General features: G+C 66.5%; 18 protein-coding genes. 10 read left to right on the plus strand and 8 right to left on the minus strand.

Going from position 1 to position 19,318, the window contains the following annotated elements; all coding sequences use genetic code 11:
• The 4 genes from QN347_RS15345 to QN347_RS15360 all read right to left on the minus strand — a co-directional run.
• Window positions 1-2,206 (minus strand): TonB-dependent receptor (locus QN347_RS15345; protein ID WP_323494128.1); only part of this gene is annotated, 2,206 nt, incomplete at its 3' end.
• A 72-nt stretch (window positions 2,207-2,278) separates the two neighbouring features.
• Window positions 2,279-3,124 carry a fumarylacetoacetate hydrolase family protein gene (locus QN347_RS15350; protein WP_322160836.1) on the minus strand — a complete coding sequence of 282 codons (846 nt, stop codon included), beginning with the start codon at window positions 3,122-3,124 and terminating at the stop codon, window positions 2,279-2,281.
• Window positions 3,124-4,749, minus strand: a complete 1,626-nt coding sequence (locus QN347_RS15355) for a bifunctional 3-(3-hydroxy-phenyl)propionate/3-hydroxycinnamic acid hydroxylase (RefSeq protein WP_322160834.1) — start codon at window positions 4,747-4,749, stop codon at window positions 3,124-3,126. Before QN347_RS15355 ends, QN347_RS15350 begins: the two co-directional genes overlap by 1 nt.
• A gap of 145 nt (window positions 4,750-4,894) precedes the next feature.
• The gene (locus QN347_RS15360; protein ID WP_189677049.1) at window positions 4,895-5,785 is read right to left on the minus strand and encodes a LysR family transcriptional regulator; all 891 of its coding nucleotides are present in this window, start codon (window positions 5,783-5,785) and stop codon (window positions 4,895-4,897) included.
• Window positions 5,786-5,906: 121 nt separating this feature from the next.
• Here QN347_RS15360 and QN347_RS15365 point away from each other — a divergent pair, with 121 nt between their 5' ends.
• From QN347_RS15365 to QN347_RS15395, 7 genes are all read left to right on the plus strand, one after another.
• Complete coding sequence (locus QN347_RS15365) at window positions 5,907-6,797, plus strand: VOC family protein (RefSeq protein ID WP_322160833.1); 891 nt, start codon at window positions 5,907-5,909, stop codon at window positions 6,795-6,797.
• A 19-nt stretch (window positions 6,798-6,816) separates the two neighbouring features.
• Complete coding sequence (locus QN347_RS15370) at window positions 6,817-7,818, plus strand: quercetin 2,3-dioxygenase family protein (protein ID WP_322160832.1); 1,002 nt, start codon at window positions 6,817-6,819, stop codon at window positions 7,816-7,818.
• On the plus strand, window positions 7,818-8,774 hold the full coding sequence (locus QN347_RS15375; RefSeq protein WP_322160831.1) for an ABC transporter substrate-binding protein: 957 nt from the start codon (window positions 7,818-7,820) through the stop codon (window positions 8,772-8,774). Before QN347_RS15370 ends, QN347_RS15375 begins: the two co-directional genes overlap by 1 nt.
• Before the next feature lie 153 nt (window positions 8,775-8,927).
• The gene (locus QN347_RS15380; protein WP_322160829.1) at window positions 8,928-10,433 is read left to right on the plus strand and encodes an NAD(P)/FAD-dependent oxidoreductase; all 1,506 of its coding nucleotides are present in this window, start codon (window positions 8,928-8,930) and stop codon (window positions 10,431-10,433) included.
• A complete protein-coding gene (locus QN347_RS15385; RefSeq protein ID WP_322160827.1) occupies window positions 10,430-12,193 on the plus strand; it encodes a hypothetical protein in 1,764 nt (587 codons plus the stop codon). The genes QN347_RS15380 and QN347_RS15385 overlap by 4 nt, the downstream gene beginning before the upstream one ends.
• Before the next feature lie 400 nt (window positions 12,194-12,593).
• A complete protein-coding gene (locus QN347_RS15390) occupies window positions 12,594-13,223 on the plus strand; it encodes a response regulator transcription factor (RefSeq protein ID WP_322160825.1) in 630 nt (209 codons plus the stop codon).
• Window positions 13,224-13,829: 606 nt separating this feature from the next.
• Window positions 13,830-14,021 (plus strand): hypothetical protein, encoded by a 192-nt coding sequence (locus QN347_RS15395; protein WP_322160823.1) that lies wholly within the window; start codon window positions 13,830-13,832, stop codon window positions 14,019-14,021.
• On the opposite strand, the gene QN347_RS15400 is transcribed toward QN347_RS15395, so the two are convergent.
• Entirely contained in the window at window positions 14,006-15,499 is a 1,494-nt protein-coding gene (locus QN347_RS15400) for a DUF4403 family protein (protein WP_322160821.1), read from the minus strand. The two genes, QN347_RS15395 and QN347_RS15400, sit on opposite strands and share 16 nt — an antisense overlap.
• Window positions 15,500-15,638: 139 nt before the next feature.
• Here QN347_RS15400 and QN347_RS15405 point away from each other — a divergent pair, with 139 nt between their 5' ends.
• Together QN347_RS15405 and QN347_RS15410 are read left to right on the plus strand one after the other, a co-directional pair.
• A complete protein-coding gene (locus QN347_RS15405; RefSeq protein WP_322160819.1) occupies window positions 15,639-16,673 on the plus strand; it encodes a polysaccharide deacetylase family protein in 1,035 nt (344 codons plus the stop codon).
• Between the two features lie 13 nt (window positions 16,674-16,686).
• Window positions 16,687-17,451, plus strand: a complete 765-nt coding sequence (locus tag QN347_RS15410) for a glycoside hydrolase family 75 protein (protein ID WP_322160817.1) — start codon at window positions 16,687-16,689, stop codon at window positions 17,449-17,451.
• Between the two features lie 36 nt (window positions 17,452-17,487).
• Here QN347_RS15410 and QN347_RS15415 read toward each other — a convergent pair whose 3' ends face one another.
• From QN347_RS15415 to QN347_RS15425, 3 genes are read right to left on the minus strand one after another with little or no spacing between them, the layout of a single operon-like run.
• Window positions 17,488-17,955 carry a RidA family protein gene (locus QN347_RS15415; RefSeq protein ID WP_010183131.1) on the minus strand — a complete coding sequence of 156 codons (468 nt, stop codon included), beginning with the start codon at window positions 17,953-17,955 and terminating at the stop codon, window positions 17,488-17,490.
• Entirely contained in the window at window positions 17,952-18,596 is a 645-nt protein-coding gene (locus tag QN347_RS15420; protein WP_322160816.1) for an HAD family hydrolase, read from the minus strand. Before QN347_RS15420 ends, QN347_RS15415 begins: the two co-directional genes overlap by 4 nt.
• A complete protein-coding gene (locus tag QN347_RS15425; protein ID WP_416194464.1) occupies window positions 18,593-18,862 on the minus strand; it encodes a DUF3572 domain-containing protein in 270 nt (89 codons plus the stop codon). The genes QN347_RS15420 and QN347_RS15425 overlap by 4 nt, the downstream gene beginning before the upstream one ends.
• Before the next feature lie 48 nt (window positions 18,863-18,910).
• Here QN347_RS15425 and QN347_RS15430 point away from each other — a divergent pair, with 48 nt between their 5' ends.
• Complete coding sequence (locus tag QN347_RS15430) at window positions 18,911-19,273, plus strand: response regulator (protein WP_133191713.1); 363 nt, start codon at window positions 18,911-18,913, stop codon at window positions 19,271-19,273.
• Window positions 19,274-19,318 lie beyond the last annotated feature (45 nt).

Here is a 19,318-nt window from a genome sequence, read left to right on the forward strand (position 1 = left end):
CCGGTGACCGTCCGCCTCTCATAACATCTTCAAGTAAAAGCGCGGTTATAAACAGGTTCCGCGCGAACACCGCGATCTGATAGCGCTCGTCCTCGGTACGCAGGCCGATCCGCCCACCGACCGTCCAATGCGGGCGGAAGGTCGATTCTGGGCGCGAATTGGCTTCGTAGCGAATCCGCGACTTCCACACCGTGTCGGCCGCCAGGAACGCGTTGAGCCGCGTCGTCACCGGCTGCTGATATTCGCCCGACAGCGTGAACTTGTACTTTGGCGCATAAGCGAGCTGCGTCCCGCCGATCTGCGTCCCGTCGGTGCCGAGGTACTTGGTCGGATAGGTCGCCTTGGCGTAGATGAAGCCGGTGTTGAGCGACAGGTTCCGGTTCACGCGCCCGAAAAAGTTGATCTCGGCACCGCGCGTCTTGACGCCGTCGATGTTGGTCTGAACGCACGACAAGGCGGCAGTCGAAGCAACCGTGGTGCACTGCTGCGCCTGGAAGTCCGTCACCTTGGTGTAGAACAGGTTGATATCGGCAACCAGACCACGGAACAGCGTCGCCTTGAGCCCAGCTTCATACGCCATCGGGATCTCTGGACGCACGATGTAGGGCGACAGCGGTGCCGCTGGTGTCGCGATCTGCCCGCCCTTGAAGCCGCGCGACGCGGTTGCATAGACCATCGTGTTCTTCAGCAGATCGTATTGCGCGCCGAAGCGATACGAGATCTTTTCCGTGCTCAACCGCTGCGCTTGGATCCGGTTCGTCGCCAGGTCCAGATTGTTGCGATCGAGCGACAACTTTGCGCTGGTGATGCGCCCACCGCCGATCAGCCGGAAGGCCGGCGTCACGTGGAAGGTCGCCTGCCCGAACGCGGCGAGCGATTCATCGACGATCGTGTCATAGGCACCGATCGATCGCGCGATCGGGATCGCGACATTGGGCGCGGGGATGAGCGTGACACTCAGCGATTCGGGCGTCCGGGTCTGCTTCTGGTGCGAGTAGAAGGCGCCGACCGTATATTCCAGCCGGTTGCCCGATGGCGAACTGGCGCGGAATTCCTGCGTGAACAGGTCGATATTGCGGTGCGTCGCGCCGTTTTCGACCTGCAATTCGAGCGGATCGCCGCGGAAGATCGAGGTGACGTCGCCGCGCTCCTTGTTCACGCGATAGGCGGTGATCGATGTCAAGGTGAGCGGACCCGCATCGTAATCGAGCTGGAGCGAACCGCCGAAATTGTAGGTGCGACTGAGCCGCGGTCGCGCGGCGCAGTAGTTCTGATTGCCTTCGCCCACCGTCACGCCACAGCTGGCAAGCCGCGCGGTGATGCCGACCGGATCGAACCCGCCGCCGCCGAAGAATGGCCCCGGCCCGCCGGCGCGGACGAAGGTGAAGAAGTCGCCGCCATTCTCAAGGCGCGACTTGGTATAGTCGCCGATCACGTTGACCGTGAGTGCGTCGCTCGGCGTCCACAGCAACCGCCCGCGAAAACCGAAGCGGTCGACGTTGTTGAGGTCGCCGGTCAGCGCGTTGCGATTGACGCCCTGCCGCTGGTTGAGCAGCCCCGACACGCGGATCGCAGCGTTCGACGCGAGCGGCACGTTGACGACGCCCTGCACGACCTGATTGCCGAACTTCGATCCGGCGGTGCCGTCGTTCGAAAGCTCGGTCCGCACGCGCGCGCTGAGCCGGGTCGGATCGGGCGCGTTGGTACTGACGTTGATGACGCCGGCCGACGTGGTGAGGCCGAACAGCGTTCCCTGCGGCCCCTTGAGCACTTCGATCCGCGCGACGTCGAACAGATCGCCGATATTGGCGTTGCCCTGGCTCACCTGATCGACCACCACGCCGACCGACGCCACTGCGCCCGCCGAGAAGGTCTGCGTCCCGATCCCGCGGATCGCGCCGCCGCCGCCGGTATTCTGCCCGGGCGCCTGCTGGATCTCGAGCGAGGGCGCGATGCGGTTGAGATCGTTGAGCGTGTTGACCTGCTGGCGCTCGAGCTGCTTCTGATTGGCAACCGTGATCGAAATCGGCACGTCGACCACGCGTTCGCGCCTACGCTGCGCGGTGACGACGATATCGGCGCCGGTCTGGTCGGCCACGGTCGCCGCGGGCGGCGACGTAGAAGCTGCGCTGTCCTGCGCCGTGGCGATGGTGGGGACAGCCAGCCAGCTGGCGGATGCGAGTGCGACGGCAAGCGTGCGGTTCATGATGACCTCTCCTGATTTTGTTGTTGTTGTTGTTGTTGTTGTTGTTGTTGTTGTTGGTTTTTTACGCACGGCTCAGTGGGCGACATCCTCATCGACCACATGATTGGTGAGCGTTCCGACCGGGCCGATCGCGACCTCGACGCGGTCGCCCGCCTTCATCCACAAGGTTGGCGTGCGCTTGGCACCGACGCCGCCGGGCGTGCCCGTCGCGATCACATCCCCTGGCGAAAGCGCGGTGAATGCCGAGACATAGGCAATGATCTTGGCGATCGGGAACACCATGTCGCCGATCGGCTGATCCTGGACGATTTCGCCGTTGAGCCGCGTCGTGACATGCACGCCGGACAGATCGCCCGCTTCCTGCGGCGTCACCAATTGCGGGCCGAAGGCGCCGGTGCCGGGGAAGTTCTTGCCCGGGATGAATTGCGACGTGTGCCATTGCCAATCGCGGATCGACGCGTCGTTGAAACAGGCATAGCCTGCGACATGCGCCATCGCATCCTGCTCGGCGATGGCACGCCCGCCGCGACCGATGACGATCGCGAGTTCGCCCTCGAAATCGAGATGCCCGGACACGAGCGGCCGCACGATCGGCTGGCCGTCGGCGATCAGCGTATCGGCGAACCGCGTGAAGATCGACGGATTGTCGACCTTGGCGCGACCCGTCTCGACCCGGTGGCTCTCGTAATTATGCCCGACGCACAGGATCTTGCCCGGATTGGGGATAACGGGCAGCAGCAATACGTCTGCCGCGGCAATGGCCGGGCCATCCGCAAGGGCCGACAGCGGGCCCGCCGCGATCGCGGCCTTCAAATCGACTGGCGCGCCCGCAACCGCACCGGCATCGTGGATCGTCGCACGATCGATCCGGCCATAGCTGGTCGTGCCATCGACGCGGCGGAAGCTGACATAAGGCATTAACGTACTCCTCGAGCAGGGGCCGAGACCGCTGCGGAAAGCTCAGCCACGGCGGATTCCGGTTTCGGCGCGTGCAAATGGAGGGCGGTGCGCGCCTGCATCAGCAGCGCAGCGAGATCCTCGTTCGCGACGCCGAACACATAAAAATCAGGGCGGACCAGGACGCAGCGCGCGCCGCGAAGCTTGAGCCAGCGCCCGACCACACCCCCGTCGTCGAGCGCCGCCGCATCGACGATCGTCAGATCGAGCGCGGACAGCGCGGCGAGGCTTGGCGACGCCGAAACATCCGCTGTTGCCGCCGCATCGATCGCGAACAGCCGCCAGCCACCGCCGGTTACGGTGTCGAGGATCGTCGCGTCGCCGCCAATCCACGGCTGGATGAAGCGCTCACCGGCACCGCGCGTTCCAGCCGCGATTGCCCCGGAGGTATAGGCCGGGATGAGATCCGCCGCGGTACGACCGGATGTGCCAGCGTGCTGCGCGCGCATCGCGGCATCGCGCTCGGCGGCCCTTTCGGGGTCGAGTTCGCAGATATAGCGACCCGCCGCGACCGCCGCGCTGACGACGCTGCGCACGTGCGGATCGCGTTCGACCTGATAGGTGTCGAGCAATGCCGCATCGGCATCGCCCTGTTCGACCAGCGCGAGCTTCCAGATCAGGTTCGCGACATCGCGCATCCCGTGACACATGCCCTGCCCAAAAAAGGGCGGGGTCTGATGCGCGGCGTCGCCTGCCAGGAACACGCGTCCGTCGCGCCACCGCTCGGCGATCAGCCCGTGGAAGCGGTACGTCGTGGCGCGGATCAGGTCGTAGGGCACGCCGTCGAGATACGGCTTGAGCAGCGCTGCGACCGCGTCGGGCTGCATCATCGCGGCGTCGTCCTCGCCCGGCAGCAGCATGAACTCCCAGCGGCGGATATTGCCGCGTCCGGGCACGATCGTCGCCGGGCGCTGCGGGTCGCACATCATCACCGACAATTGCTGAAGGTTCGCCGCTTCGGGGACGCCCCAGAGGTCGGGAAAGCGCACCGGCTGGTCGACGTGCGCATCGACGACGAGCCACGATTCCTCGAAATCGAGATCGTCGAGCGCGATGCCCAGCGCCTTGCGCGTATCGCTGCGCGCGCCGTCGCACGCGATTACCCAGCGCGCGCGGACCGTGTCGGTCGTGCCGTTGCGGCCCAGCTTCACACTGACCCCGGCATCGTCCTGGACAAAGCCGTCGAGTGTCGTGTCGAGCGACACGGTTACCGTCGGGGCTTGCACGAAGCCGTCGCGCAGCAGCGCTTCGAGCTCGGGCTGATAGAAGAAGTAATCGTTCGCCCAGCCAAACGGCTTGGGGCGCCCCGCCGTCCCCATATAGCGGATCACGCCGTGATCGGCGCCGATATGCAGATGTCCCTCGGTCTCGCGCATGGTCGGGGCGATCGCATCGGCGAGGCCGACGCCCTGGAACAGGCGCATCATTTCGTGGTCGAGATGCACCGCCCGCGGCAATATGTGGGGCGCCGAGTCACGATCGATCACCAGGGTCGCCAGTCCCGCCTGCGCCGCGAGGTTCGCCGCGAGCGCGCCGACCGGACCGCAGCCGACGATCACCAGATCATAGGCCGGCGGCACTGTCATCGGACGGTCTCGGGGGACGAATACGGGCAGTGGCAGCGCATCGATCGGGATCCTCTCGCGGTGTTCTGATGACACCGAGCGCCCCAATGCGTGCTTCCTAGCCCCTTTGTAAAATATTGGATTTTGCGAATAGCATAGGTTGAGGCTATGCCAGGACGGCGGTGATCGCCTTTACCAATTGTGCGCCCAGGTCGGATAGCGCGCGATTGCGGAGCGTGCGGATCCCGATGCTGCGCGTGACCTTCGCGTCGGTCACCGGCACCGCGCGCAGCACGCCCATCGACAGTTCGGCGCGGGCCACGCCGCGCGGCAGCATCGTGACGCGCGCGCCGCCGCGCACGATCGCCATCGAGGTCAGCAGCGAATCGCAATAGATCACGTCGAGCGGCAAGGGCACTTCGGCGGCAAGGAACAGCGCATCGATCTGCCGCCGGAACGCGCCGCCCGGCAGCGGCAGCACCCACCCCATCGCGCTCATCTCGCCGAGCGACACCGTCGGCCCCAACGCGTCATGCGCCTTCCCGACGATCAGCGTGAAAGGATCGCGCGCGATACTGATCTCGGTGATATCCTCGGGCGGCGGCTCGATCCCGGTCGTCACCACCGCCACCTCGATCGCGCCGCGCCGCAGCAGATCGGCGAGCTGCGCGTCCGACCGCTCGATGATATGCAGCGCCATCTGGTCGGCTTGCGCCATGCGATTGATCGCGGCGGGCAGCAGGCTGACCAGCGCGCCAGGCGTCCCGCCGACGCGCAGCGGCCCACGGACGCCCTTGCTGGCGAGCGCGACCGACTCCTCGGTATCGCGCAGCAATGCCTCCATCATCTCGGCGCGGCGCATCAGCACCGTGCCCGTATCGGTCAGCACGATCCCGCGCCGCCCCCGCACGAACAAGGCCGTGCCGAGCTGCTTTTCCAATTGCGCGATCGCCACCGACACCGAGGGTTGCGAGATGTTGAGCTCGCGCGCCGCCCCGCTGATCGAACCGCCACGGCCGATCGCCAGAAACATGCGCAAGACGCGGGAATCGATCATCATGGCCTCCGTCCACGGCTATAGTCATAGACTATGCATCTCTAGGCAATGCATATTTGCGGATATGTCGATCGGCGCGCATAGCGACACCGACCGCGCATCCGCGGCTGGAGAGAGGATCATGGCCCGTTTCCCGATCACCGGGCTGCGCAGCGTCGATCTGACGGTGCCCGATCTCGCCGCCGCGATCGATTTCTACACTGCGGTATGGGGGCTCGACCTGGCCGATCGCAGCGGCGAGCGCGCATGGCTGCGTGCGACCGGAACCGATTCGCACGTGGTCGCGCTCCATGCCGGCCACGCACCCGACATCCGTTCGATGACCTTCCGGCTTGCCGACGATAGCGACCCTGCCGCGCTCTGCGAGTCGGCGCTCGCGCACGGCGCGTCGCTGCTACACGCGGCGCGCGCCGCCGACGAGCCTGGTGGCGGCGCCGTCCTGGCGCTGCGCGACCCGATGGGCCGCGCGATGCGGATCGTCCAGGGCGACACGCCGGTCGCCGCGCTGCCCGATGATCCCGCGCGTCCCGAGCGGCTGTCGCACGTCAATTTCAACAGCGACGATGTCGACCGCGACGTCGCCTTCTTCACCGACGCGCTCGGCTTCGGGCTGACCGATCGGTCGAAGATGATGGGGTTCGTGCGTACCAATGCCGATCATCACACGATCGTCATCTCGACCGCGCCGGTCAACACGCTCAACCATGTCGCCTTCCAAATGCCGACCTGGGAGGGCGTGATGCTCGCGGCGGGCAAGATGATCGACCGCAGCTTCCCGATCGGCTGGGGACCGGGGCGGCATGGCCCAGGCGACAACGTCTTCACCTACTTCGTCGATCCGTTCGGCTTCGTCATCGAATACACTGCCGAAGTGCTGCAGGTCGACGAGAGCTATCGCGTCGGCAGCCCGGAGGACTGGACCTGGCCCCCCGGCCGATCCGACCAATGGGGCATTGCCCCGCCCAAGACCGCGGAATGCAAGGCGGCACAGCTCGCCATTCCGTTCGCCTGATTGCTTTAGGAGAAACGCCATGACGCTCAATCGAACCCTGCCCGGTGCCACCCCCTATGTCCTGCGCGCCGGCGAGGGCGTGTCGCATCTCGTGGCGGGCCAGGTCGTGCGCACGCTCGCCGGGATCGAGCAGACTGCGGGAGGTTTCGGCGCGATGGTGTGCGACGCCCCGCTCGATCGCGGTCCGATCCCGATGCACTGGCACGAGCGCGAGCATGACACCTGGTTCTGCGTCCGCGGCAAGCTGCAGGTGTGGAGCGGCGACGAATCGCGCGTCCTGACCCCCGGCGACTTCGCCTATGTCAAACCGGGCGGCACGCACAGCTATCAAAGCGTCGCCCCGCGCACGCAATTCTTCGGCGTCGTGGCCCCCGGCGGATGGGAGCAGTTCTTCGCCGATGCGGGCGAAGTGTGGGGGATGACCGGGCTGCCGCCCGCCGACAAGCCGTTCGACTTCTCGCGGATGGGCCCGGCGATGGGCAAGCACGGCATCATGCGCGTCGACAATCCGGTCTATGCCGAGGCCACCCCGGTCGGCGCCGCCGATCAGCAGTTGCCGGGTACACCCGCATCCTATTTCCTCGAAGCAGGCTATGGCACGCGCCGCACTTTGCTCGGCCATCTCTCGACCGCGGTCCTCACGACCCAGGAAAGCGCGGGATTCATCGATATGCGCGTCATCGAGGGCGGGCATCGTGCGACGATGCCGGCGCTGCGCCACGCCGATACGCACCTGTTTCTCTATATCCTCGACGGCCAGGTCGCGCTGACGCTCGACGGCGAGACCTATCAGCTTGGCAGCGGCGATTCGGCCAATATCCCGGCGGGGACCGCTTATGCGACGCAGATCCTTTCGGGGGCCGCCCGCTGGGTCGCGACGGCGTCGGGCGGCAATGGTGCCGAGCTCTGGGATGTCGCGGGCAGTGACTGCGCCGCCTTCTGCTTCCCGACCGAGCATGACCGCGCGGGCGATCTCGCGAACCTGACGCGCGCCGAGCAGATCGACGTGACGCTCGCCTGATGGAGCGGGCGCTCTCGATCGGCTGCACCTTCTCCGACCGGATCGAGGCGTTGCTCGATGGTCGCGTGGCGATCGAGGGCGTGGCGCACGATCTCCGGATCGTCGAGCCGCAGCGGCTGTTCCGGCAGGTCTTGCACGACCAGGCCTATGACGTCGCCGAGCTCTCGATGGGGTCGCACATCGCCGCGATCGCGGCGGGGCGGCGCGACTATCGCGCGGTGCCGGCGTTCCTGTCGCGCAGCTTCCGCCATTCGAACCTGTATGTGCGGACCGACCGCGGGATCGCGTCGCCCGCCGATCTGGCGGGCAAGCGGATCGGCCTCGTCGATTTCCAGCAAACCGCGGCGCTGTGGCTGCGCGGCTTGCTTGCCGACGATTACGGCGTCGCGCGCGAATCGATCGCCTGGATCACCGGCGGCCTCCACGCGCCGATGCTCGAGGACCGGATGCCGCTCGTCTTGCCGCCGGGGCTGCGCGTCGAACGTTCGCCCGAGACGCTCGACGCGTTGCTGCGCGCGGGCACGATCGACGCCGTCATCAGCCCGACCGCACCCCGCGCCTTCGCCGATCCCGCCAGCCCGGTCGATCGGCTCTGGCCCGATCCCCGGGCGGCAGAGCTGCTGTTCTGGGAAAGCCGCCGGCTGTTTCCGATCATGCACGTGCTGGTCGTCCGGCGCAGTCTGATCGCCGCGCGCCCCGGTCTGGCGGAAGCGGTGTTCGCGGCCTTCGACGCGGCCCGCGGCATTGCAGCGGCGGACTTGCACTCGCGCGATTTCCCCAAGGTCATGGTGCCGTGGCTGCCCTCCTTCGTCCACCAGGCGCACGCCGCGCTCGGCACGGATCCCTGGACCTATGGAGTCGAGGGCAATCGCGACGTGCTGGAGACGATGCTGCGCTATGCGGTTGCCGACGGGCTCGCGCCGCCATCGCTGAGCGTCGACGACCTGTTCGCCTGACCTGGCCGTCCGCTCGGTTTGCGATTCGGCTCGATCGACCCGCCGCGCCACGACAGGGTGGCAGGCAGAAAACCGATTCTTACCGGATTTTAACCACACATTAGACTTTCCCAGCCAAACCGACCGGCGAAGACACTCTTCGAAGGGATTTCCATGCACCGCGACCAGCCCGTCGATGTCGCCATCATCGGTGCGGGCCCGGCCGGCCTGACGGCCGCGTATCAGCTCACCAAGCTCGGCTATTCGGTGACGGTGATCGAAAAGGACCCGACCTATGTCGGCGGAATCAGCCGGACGGTCGAGAAAGACGGGTTTCGCTTCGATATCGGCGGGCACCGCTTCTTCTCGAAGTCGAAGGAAGTCGTCGACCTGTGGAACGAGCTGCTCCCCGACGATTTCATCGAGCGGCCGCGGATGAGCCGCATCTATTACGAGGGCAAATTCTACAGCTATCCGTTGCGCGCGTTCGAAGCGCTGCGCAATCTCGGCATCTGGCGCTCGACGCTGTGCATGGCGAGCTATGCGCGCTGGAAGCTGCGGCCGCACAAGGAGGTGAAGTCGTTCGAGCAGTGGGTGGTCAACCAGTTCGGCCACAAACTCTATTCGATCTTTTTCAAGACCTATACCGAGAAGGTGTGGGGCATGCCGTGCGGCGAGATGTCGGCCGATTGGGCGGCGCAGCGCATCAAGGGGCTGAGCCTCGGCGGCGCGGTGCTCGACGGGATCAAGCGCTCGCTCGGTCTCAACAAGCGTCGCAACGACGGCATGGCGGTGAAATCCCTGCTCGAGACCTTCCGCTATCCGCGGCAGGGGCCGGGCATGATGTGGGATGCCGCGCGCGACCACGTCGTCGAAGGCGGCAACCGCGTCGAAATGGCGACATCGCTCCACCAGCTCAGCCATGACGCCGCGACGGGCCGCTGGCGCGTCGCGGTGCAGCGTGACGGCGAGATCCGCACGCTCAACGCCGGCCACGTCATTTCCTCGGCGCCGATGCGCGAACTCGCCGGACGGATCCATCCGCTGCCCGAGACGCTGCCGCTCGCGCTCGACTTGCGGTATCGCGACTTCCTGACGGTGGCGCTGATGATCAAGGCCGACGATCTGTTTCCCGACAATTGGATTTACGTCCACGACCCCCGCGTGAAGGTTGGCCGGGTCCAGAATTTCCGGAGCTGGTCGCCCGAAATGGTGCCCGACCCGACGCTCGCTTGCGTTGGGCTCGAATATTTCTGCTTCGAGGGCGACGGCATCTGGTCGTCGAGCGACGCCGATCTGGTCGCGCTCGCGACCGCCGAACTCGCCACGCTCGGGCTGTGCGATCCGGCCTCGGTGGTCGGCGGCGAGGTCGTGCGGCAGGAAAAGGCCTATCCCGTCTATGACGACGCCTATCGCGCCAATGTCGATGCGATGCGCGAGGAACTCGAGGCGCGTTACGACACGCTGCATCTCGTCGGGCGCAACGGCATGCACCGCTACAACAACCAGGATCACGCCATGATGACCGCGATGCTGACGGTGCGCAACATCGTCGCGGGCGAGCGGATCTACGATATCTGGGCGGTCAACGAAGACGCCGAATATCACGAGGCCGGTCACGACAGCGAGCAGGCCGCGCTCGCCAGCGTGCGGCATGTGCCCAAGCGGCTGGCGGCGTGACTCGCGAGCGGCTTTGGCCTTCTGTCCTGATCGGCTGGGCCATTGCCGCATGCGTCCTGATCTTCGTCTCGTCGCGGCAGATCGCGCATCTGTGGTTTCCCGATCCCGACGACGCGATGCGGCTGCTCGAGGTTCGCGACTGGCTGAATGGACAGAGCTGGTGGGATGTCGGCCAGCACCGCCTGTGGGACGGGCATTTCGCGATGCACTGGTCGCGGCTCGTCGATTTGCCGCTGGCGCTGGTCATGCTGGTGTTCGATCCGGTCTTCGGCCCGGCGGTCGCCAACCGGATCGCTTTGGTCGCGGTGCCGCTGGTGACGTTGCTCGCGGTGCTGGCGCTCGGCGCGGAACTGACGCGCCGCGTCGCTGGGCTCGAGCGTGCCAAGCTGGCGGTGCTGCTGGCACCGCTTTCAGTCCCGCTGCTCGATCAACTCCGTCCGCTGCGGATCGACCATCACGGGTGGCAGGTCGTTTTTGCTTTGCTCGCGGTCACCGCGTTGTTGGCAAAGCCGACTGCGCGCTCGGGCGCGCTGGTCGGGCTCGCGCTCGCCGTTTTGCTGATGATCTCGCTCGAGGGACTGCCGATCACCGTCGCGATCCTTGGCGTCGTCGTGCTTGCCTGGGCGTTCGACCCGACGCGACGCCCGCAAGCGTTGGGCGCGGTATGGGCGGTGACGGGTTTGGTAACCGCGCTCCACGTCGCGACGCGTGGTCCGGCGATCTTCGCACCCGCTTGCGACGCGATCTCGCCCGCCTGGATCGTTGGGCTTGGTACCGCGACGCTCGGCGTAACGCTTGCGATGATGGTGCCGCGCGCGTCGCGCGCGGCGCGCGTGGCGCTGTTGGCAGTTGCGGGTGGAGCGGCCCTGGCAGTGCTCGGTATCCTCGCGCCCAAATGTCTGGCTGGCCCGTTCGCCGCGCTCGATCCGCTGGTCCGCAAATTCTGGTACGATAACGTTTCGGAAGGGCTGCCGGTCTGGCAGCAGACGCCCGGCGCGGCGCTCATGGCGATTAGCTTTCCGATTGTCGGGCTGGTCGGCGGCGCGTTCGCGTGGCGCGCGAGCGAAGGCCGCGCGCGCGCGCAATGGACGATGCTGCTGGCGCTCGCCGCGGGATCGCTCGTGGTGTCGCTATTGGTGATGCGCTCGGGTGCGACCGCGAACGCGCTGGCGCTGCCGGGGGCGGCGTGGGCGCTCCATGCGATGTTGACGCGCGCGCGCGGGGTGCGATCGGTTATTCTTCGGACGCTCGCAACCGCGGGCTCGCTGGTCGCGGCAAACCCTGGCTTGGCCCTTGTCGCGCTGCTGGGGGCGGGGGGTTCCTTCGGGTTGGAGGCCATGCCGGCCGCGCCACGACCTTTGCGGCCAGCATGCACCCACGGGCATGAGATGGCCGATCTCGCCCAATTGCCCCCCGCTCGAATTTTCGCGCCGATCGACGTGACCCCCAATGTGTTGGCCTGGACCCGGCACAGCGCGGTCGGGGCGGGCTATCATCGCAACATCGCGGCGCTGCACACCGTGCTCGCGACGTTCATGGGCACGCCCGAAGCCGCGCATCGTCGCGTGCTCGCCAGTGGCGCGGCCTATCTCGCGGCATGCCCTGGTGAGAATGAAACCGAAATGTACAAACATGTGGCGCCCAACGGGCTGTGGGCACGGCTAGAACGTGGCGAACGGATCGACTGGCTCCAGCCAATTCCGCTTGCGGGTTCGCCCGTTCTGGTGTGGCGCGTGGTCCCCGACCCGCACCACCCATAGACGCGGCCCCGTAACCGCCTAGCAGGATCTGTCGCCACGCGCCGATCCACTGTCGCCGCGACAGATCCGATAGGGCAGGCGGGCGGTATCCGACGCAGATCCGGAAATCTGCGTAGTGCGCGGTGCCGCGCAAGCTGCGTACGATCGTACCAACCAGAACCGAAGCGGTGCTCAGTCAGGCGGAGATGTCGATTCTCTATGTATGCCATAGCTTTTGTCAGCCATCGCGAACATAAGAGATGGCGTAGTATAGAGATCATATAAACGCGTAATACTACAGTTATTAACCTAATTAACAAATATAAATATTGGAACGTTGATCGCAGATTTTCCTTCCATCTTGGATATCCTCTGGGAGGACATGAAGCGCAGGGTTGACCGGTGAGGAGAAACTCCCGTGATGCGCAGCTGTTATATTGTCGATGACGACGATGCGACGCGCGCGTCGCTCCTGACCTTGGTCGCCGCGCGGTTCGATATCGTGGTGCAGGGGTTCATATCGGGCGACGCCTTTCTGCGCCGGGTGGCGGAACTCGACCCTGGCGTCGTGCTGCTCGACTATAGCATGCCGGGACGCAACGGCATCGAGGTCGTGAAGCTGCTGACCGATCAATATCCGCAAATGGTGCCCGTCATGCTCACCGGGAAGGGCAGCACGCTTGCGGCGGTCGAGGCGATGAAGGCCGGTGCGCTCGATTTCCTCGAAAAACCCTATGATCCCGAAGCGCTGTTCAGCGTGATCGAGGCGGCGTTCGATCGGGCTGGGGAGATCGTGCAGGCGGCCGAGAAGGCGCGGAATGCGGCCGAACGCCTCGCGCGGCTGTCGCCGCAGGAAAGCAATGTGCTGCGCGGGCTGATCGCGGGCAAGCGTAACAAGATCATCGCCTACGAGCTCGGGCTCAGTCCGCGCACGGTCGAAATCTACCGCGCCAACCTGATGGCCAAGCTCGATGTCCACAGCCTGTCCGAGGCGCTCCGGATTGCCTATGCCGGCGGTTGGCTCGACGCCGCGCGCGCCGGATTCACCTGACCGACGCAGCGCGCAGCGCGTAGCGGTGCGGTCAGGCGGCGGCCTGCCCAGTCCTGCCGATCGTCGACAGCCTTCGCCGCTGTCGCGCAGCATCAGGCTGGTGTGGCGGTCGACTGACCGGCCGAAGCGGTACTATGGTATTTTTCCTAACGCGACGCCGGCCGCTCGACGCGCGAAACTCTTCAAAGAAAAGAGGCGTTCGCGGGGAACATTCGGTGCCGCACGGAAGCAGGTCGAGCGTCGTCGCGCGCAGATACGCCATGGCTGCGGATCGGGACTTGAGGCCGCAGCCCACCCACCGCATCGGTGGCACGCCGCCGCCCCAATTCGATCGTGTCAGCGACGCTCGGCCGATGGGTCTGAGCGCCGGTCTCCAAAAATTGGTGCTGCGCCGCCGAATCGCGCGGTGCCTTGCTATAATGGAATCGGGAGCGGCGGTGTTCACCACCGACCCGTGTCCGGTCCGCCCCGGGACATCCCCTTGATCCCGGACTGCGGCGAAGACCAGCCCCGGTGGAGCAACTACCCCTTGTCCACCACCGGGGCTGGCATTCGGAACCGCGGGTTCACGCTCAATCAGGGCTGGATCCAGGAGCGCCCGGCGGAATGCAAACGCGCGACCACCGCGTGGCGACGCACATGCCGGCCCCGCTGAAGCATGGCCTGTCCTGCGTGGACGTGACGGTGCTGAATGTCTCGCGCGGCGGGCTGATGCTCGAACTGCACAATCCTCCAGCGCGTCGAACCCCAGCGCTGGACGCCCAGGGCGATCGCGCGGCCGATCAGCGCGGCCGATAGGCGATCGAGGCTTGGCCGACCGCATGGACCGGCATGAACAGCCCCTTGCCGGTCACCGCCAGCGTACCGTTCTCGACGCGCGTGACGTCGGCCGACAGCACGAAATCGCCTTCCCGGCGTGACCCGATCGCTTTGCGCGCAGCGGTCAGCACCTTGACGTAATCGGGCGCGAAATCGTGCGATAGCCCTTGCGCGATGCTCTCGCGGATCGACCCGTCCTTGAACACCGCGATCAGCAGATTGGTGATCTCGCTGTCGGTATCGGTGGCGATCGTCACGTCGCGGACGCGCACCAGCTGCGATCCGGGGACGTTGTACGGAATTGCGGTCAGCCACACCTCGCCCTTGGTCGCGAGCAAAGCGTTCTGGCGCGCCTTGGCCTTGGCGACGATGCCGACCGCGAGGTGCCCGCCGGTGGTGGCATAGACCGTGACCTTGCCGAATTCGACATCGACCGGGCCGATCCCGGCGAGCGTGATCCCCTTCTGCGCGCGCTTGCGCAACGCGCGCTCGACCACCGGCTCGAGCTGCGCATAATCGGCGAGCACCGGGATGAAGAAATTGAGCCCACGCTGCCCGATTTTCCGCGCGGGCGGGGGCAGCGGGGTCGCTACCGGATCAGCCGGGCGATCGCCGACAAAGGTCTCGGTCAGCGCGTCGGCCGCCAGCGTCAGCGTGAGCGTCCGCCGATCGATGCTGTAGCCGCCGACGCCGAGCTGCTTGGGCGTGATCCGCATCCACGCCGGTGGACGCTCGCGGTTGAGCTGGATCGCGGTGAAGCCCTGCTGCCACGCGCTGGCGAGCCTGGCGCGCAGCTTGAGCTTGTTGAGCTCCTGCGGGAGCGTCTGTTCGAGCTTGGCGACCACTGGCTTGAGCCGGGCATCGGCCTTGCTCGCGAATTCGATCCGCTGACCGAGGAAATCGATCCCCGGCGGGGTCGTCCAGTCATAGGCGATCGACACCTTGGCGCTCGGCGTCCAATTGCCGACGACCGACAGCCGCGCGACGGCGTGGACGATCGCGTCGCCCGTCGCGGTCTTCGAAACCACCCCGCCAACCTTCTTTGCCGCGATCGTCGCGTGGATCGGCATGGTGATCGTCAACTGGTCGCCGCGCCCGCCGAGCACGAGCTTGCCGCGCCGCACGTCGCCGACGATCCGGCAGCCGAGCTTGGGGACGACCTTGACCTTGGCGATGCCGAGATCGACGCGCTTTGCCGCGACACAGGAATCGAGCTGTTTGTCGATTTGCCACAAACGCTGGGGAATCTGCGTCTCGAGTGCGCGCTGCAGATCGTCGAGCGAGCCCGAGATCGGCACCACGATCGATGACGTCTGCAACGGAAAGTCGGGCGCGGTGTCGACGCGCGGCGGGGCAGGGGAATGAACCGAGCGGCTGCACCCCGCCGCGAGCAGCAACGCCGCACCGGCACCCCAGCGGATTGACCGTATGCTACGCTGTTGCTGTTTCCTGCTCATCCCCGGCATTACGCGCTCGCGTCCTTTCGGTTCATTTCGCGGGGGCTTGTTTCGCTTGCCGCCGACGCCACATTCGCAGTCGTTGCCACGCTGATCGTCCTCGATACGGCGTTATCTTTCCCGCCGTAGCAGGATCCGCATGGTCGAACCTCGTTTCTCGGGCGTATTTTCCGCCTTGCGCGCTTTCCGGCCTCGTGCGCGCAGCGGATGCCTCGCGGTCGCCGCGCTGATGGCCGCGACGGCAGCGCCGCTCCACGCCACGGGGGTCGCGATCACCGTCGACGATCTGCCCGTCTACGGCCGTTTCTGGACCGCGGCCGAGGGCAAGGACGTCACCGACCGCTTGCTCGCGGGAATGCAGCGCAACCACTGGAAGGCGACGGGCTTCGTCAACGAGATCCAGCTCGATGCCGCCGACCGGCCCGCGCGGATCGCCTTGCTCGAGGCGTGGCTCGATGCCGGGATGGATCTCGGCAACCACACCTATTCGCATCCTTCGCTCACCAAGACGCCGGTCGAGACCTACATCGCCGACGTCGCGCGCGACGAAACGGTGACCGCGCCCTTGCTCGCCGCACGCGGACGGCGCGAGCATTGGTTCCGCTATCCCTTTCTCGAGACGGGGACGACGCAAGCGGTGCGCACGCGCTTCGAGGGCTGGCTCGGCGAGCATGGCTACCGCGTCGCGCCGGTGACGATGGAGAATAGCGACTGGCAGTTCGCCACGCTGTACGACGCTGCCATCGCGCGCGGCGACGTGGCGGCGGCGGCACGGGTCCGGCAGCAATATCTGACCTTCACGCGCGAGATCGTCGCCTGGTACAAGCAGGCCGCACGCGGCCTGTTCGGGCGCGAGCCGAGCTTCGTCTTCCTGCTCCATGCCAGCCGCCTCAACGCCGCGAGCATCGACGCGCTCGCCGCGATCCTGCGCGATGCGCGGCTGCGACCGATCACGCTCGATGCGGCGATGCGCGATCCGGCGTATCGCACCGCCGACCATTATGTCGGGCCCGACGGCAACGAATGGCTCGAACGCTGGTCGCAGACGCTCAACAAGCGCTTGCCGTTCGAGACGATGCCGCGCGTGCCCAAGGCCGTCGTCGCGGGCGATGCGCGGCTCGAGGCGATCCCGGATCCGCACGCTCCGGCGAGCGTTATTCCGGCGCATTCGTGAGCGACGAGGCATGATGCTGCGTACGCTTTTGCTCGGTCTGCTCGCGACCGTCACGCCGGCAGCGCAGGCCGCCGGCGCGCCCGCCACGGTCGATCTCTCCGCCGGCCAGTCGCTCGACGAAGCGTACCGGCAGGAGTTCGGGCTGTGCGACGCGAAGGACCGCTTTCGCGGGCATCGTGTCCACGGCTGTCGCAACGATCCCAACGCGGTGACCGCGCTGCGCCGGCTGCCCGATGGGACGATCGCCTATGTCTCGAAACTGGCGGTCGATCTCGACGGCTCGCCCTTTGCGTGCAGCCCCGCGCATGGCGCCATGGACCAATGCCCGACCGCGCTGATGCTCCCTGACGGGCGCGGTGGCGAAGTGCCGGTCGATGCCGATCGCATCCCCTATGTCGTCATTCCGTGGGAGGGGCCGTCCGACGTCGAGGGGCAGTTCACCGCGCTGACCGGGGTCAAGGCGGGCGATTTCGGCTATGTCGTCCATGACGGCGTGACCGTGCCCGTCATCGTCGCCGACACCGGGCCGTTCGAGAAACTGGGCGAGGGATCGATCGCGCTGCACCGCGCGCTCGGCCGCGAACTGTGCGCGAAACGCAACACGGCGGGCGTGTGCGTGCGCGTCGTCGATCCGATGGAGAGCATCCAGGGCGACGTCGTGACGGTGCTCTTCCCCGGCAGCGCCCGCGACGACCTCACGCCAGCGACGATCGCGCGGACGATCCCGGTCGAAGTCGCGCTGCTGCGCGCGCAGGCGTCGCACCGCAGGAACGGCTAGGAAGGAAATCCTCCCCCTTGCGGGGGAGGATAAAGATTACAGCGTCGAGATCTGCACAATCGCATCGACTTCGACCGCCGCGCCGAGCGGGAGCGCGCTGACGCCGACCGCGCTGCGCGCATGCTTGCCGGCTTCGCCGAACAGCTCGACCATCAGGTCCGACGCGCCATTAGCGACCTTGGGCTGATCGGTGAAATCGGCGGTCGAATTGACGAACACGCCGAGCTTGACGATCCGCTCGACGCGGTGGAGCCCGCCGAGCGCCGCCTTGATCTGTGCGACGAGCATCAGGCCGCACGCCTGCGCCGCCTTCTGGCCGGCCTCGAGATCGACGCCGTCGCCGAGCCGGCCGGTGACCAGCGTGCCATCGATGAAGGGCAACTGCCCCGAGATATGCAGCAGCCCGTGCGCATCGACTGCGGGCACATAAGACGCGACCGGCGCGGCGGGGGCTGGAAGCGTCAGGCCGAGGTCGGCGAGCTTGCGGTCGATACGGTCGGTCATGCAGAAGTCCTTTCAGATGAGGCGGTGGCCGGCACGCCGGCGGTGAAACGATCGGCGATCCAGGCGTGCGCCGCCTGCCAGTCGTCGATGCGCACATGCGCATCGGGCGCGGGTGCAACCTGGGGGGCAAGATCAGGCTCCGACACCATGTGGAGCCGAAACACATCAGGCGCATGCTTGGCGACCGAGGTGTGATGCACGGCGAGATCGTCGACGAACACCGTCACGGGATTGCCGAACTCGGCGACCAGCCGCGCGACGGGGTCGCCCTTGCCGCCCTGATTGGTCTCGACGCGGTACGGCATGTCGTGGCCGAGCAATTGCGCGATACGGGGCTCGCGATTGGCGTCGGTGAGGTTGGTGAGGATCACCACGTCGGCGACGTGCGACAAAGCCGCGAGCGCTTCGCGCGCGTGCGGCACGAGCGTCTGGCGGCCCATCTCGGCGGGGAAGAAGCCGTGGAGGAGTTCCCACATTTCCTCCTGCGTCGGCTTGGGGCCACCGCCGCGGCGCGTCATCGCCGCGAAATCGCCGCTCTCATGCGCGAAGTCGATATCGTGCGTCTCGCGCAGCCACACGCCGAAGTGCCGCACCATGTGCAGCAGCACCTCGTCGCAATCGCAGATCAGCAGGCCCTTCATTCGTAATACTCCGGATCGAGCGCGGCGCGCGCGGCGACGATGGCTTCGGGCCGCTCGCCGATCCCCTCGGCGCAGGCGAGCAGGTCGGGTTCGTAATTCTCGAGGAAACCGAGCACTGCCGACAGCACCGCGGATTCGCTCGCGCGGGCGCGCAGATCGTCGGGGGTGAGGCCGGTCGTATCGAGCAAGCGTTGCGCGCGATCTTTGTCGCCGAGCGTCCACACAAGCGCGTTGAGCGCGATTTGGGTCGGGTCGGTATTTGTCACTGCGCTGCGCATTGGGTAGGACGTCCCATGGACCAAGGAATGGCGGGCGTGGCAAAAAGGGTGCTCGTTGTCGAGGACAACGAACTCAACCTGAAACTTTTCTGCGACCTTTTGCGCGCGCATGAATATGCGACCGAAGGCGTGCGCGACGGGCGCGAGGCGGTGGTGCGCGCCCGCGCCTTCGCGCCCGATCTGATCGTGATGGACATCCAGTTGCCGCATGTCAGCGGCTATGAACTGATCCAGCAATTGAAGGCCGATGCGACCTTGCGCGCGATCCCGATCATGGCGGTGACCGCCTATGCCGGGCGCGAGGACGAGGAGCGGATCCGCGCGGCGGGGGCCGACGCGTACGTGTCGAAGCCGATCTCGCTGATGCGCTTCGTCGATTCGGTCGCAGCGTTGCTGTGACCTTCTAAGCCCCTCCCCTTCAGGGGCTGTCTCTTATACACATCT

The organism is Sphingomonas sp. 10B4 (assembly GCF_035019905.1).
GTDB lineage: Bacteria > Pseudomonadota > Alphaproteobacteria > Sphingomonadales > Sphingomonadaceae > Sphingomonas > Sphingomonas glacialis.

Coding starts and splice junctions, on each gene's coding strand:
- QN347_RS15370 (WP_322160832.1), top strand. CDS start 6,817: ATGACGCTCAATCGAACCCTGCCCGGTGCCACCCCCTATGTCCTGCGC.
- QN347_RS15365 (WP_322160833.1), top strand. CDS start 5,907: ATGGCCCGTTTCCCGATCACCGGGCTGCGCAGCGTCGATCTGACGGTG.
- QN347_RS15400 (WP_322160821.1), bottom strand. CDS start 15,499: ATGAGCAGGAAACAGCAACAGCGTAGCATACGGTCAATCCGCTGGGGT.
- QN347_RS15405 (WP_322160819.1), top strand. CDS start 15,639: ATGGTCGAACCTCGTTTCTCGGGCGTATTTTCCGCCTTGCGCGCTTTC.
- QN347_RS15355 (WP_322160834.1), bottom strand. CDS start 4,749: ATGACAGTGCCGCCGGCCTATGATCTGGTGATCGTCGGCTGCGGTCCG.
- QN347_RS15410 (WP_322160817.1), top strand. CDS start 16,687: ATGCTGCGTACGCTTTTGCTCGGTCTGCTCGCGACCGTCACGCCGGCA.
- QN347_RS15375 (WP_322160831.1), top strand. CDS start 7,818: ATGGAGCGGGCGCTCTCGATCGGCTGCACCTTCTCCGACCGGATCGAG.
- QN347_RS15415 (WP_010183131.1), bottom strand. CDS start 17,955: ATGACCGACCGTATCGACCGCAAGCTCGCCGACCTCGGCCTGACGCTT.
- QN347_RS15390 (WP_322160825.1), top strand. CDS start 12,594: ATGCGCAGCTGTTATATTGTCGATGACGACGATGCGACGCGCGCGTCG.
- QN347_RS15380 (WP_322160829.1), top strand. CDS start 8,928: ATGCACCGCGACCAGCCCGTCGATGTCGCCATCATCGGTGCGGGCCCG.
- QN347_RS15360 (WP_189677049.1), bottom strand. CDS start 5,785: ATGATCGATTCCCGCGTCTTGCGCATGTTTCTGGCGATCGGCCGTGGC.
- QN347_RS15395 (WP_322160823.1), top strand. CDS start 13,830: ATGCAAACGCGCGACCACCGCGTGGCGACGCACATGCCGGCCCCGCTG.
- QN347_RS15350 (WP_322160836.1), bottom strand. CDS start 3,124: ATGCCTTATGTCAGCTTCCGCCGCGTCGATGGCACGACCAGCTATGGC.
- QN347_RS15420 (WP_322160816.1), bottom strand. CDS start 18,596: ATGAAGGGCCTGCTGATCTGCGATTGCGACGAGGTGCTGCTGCACATG.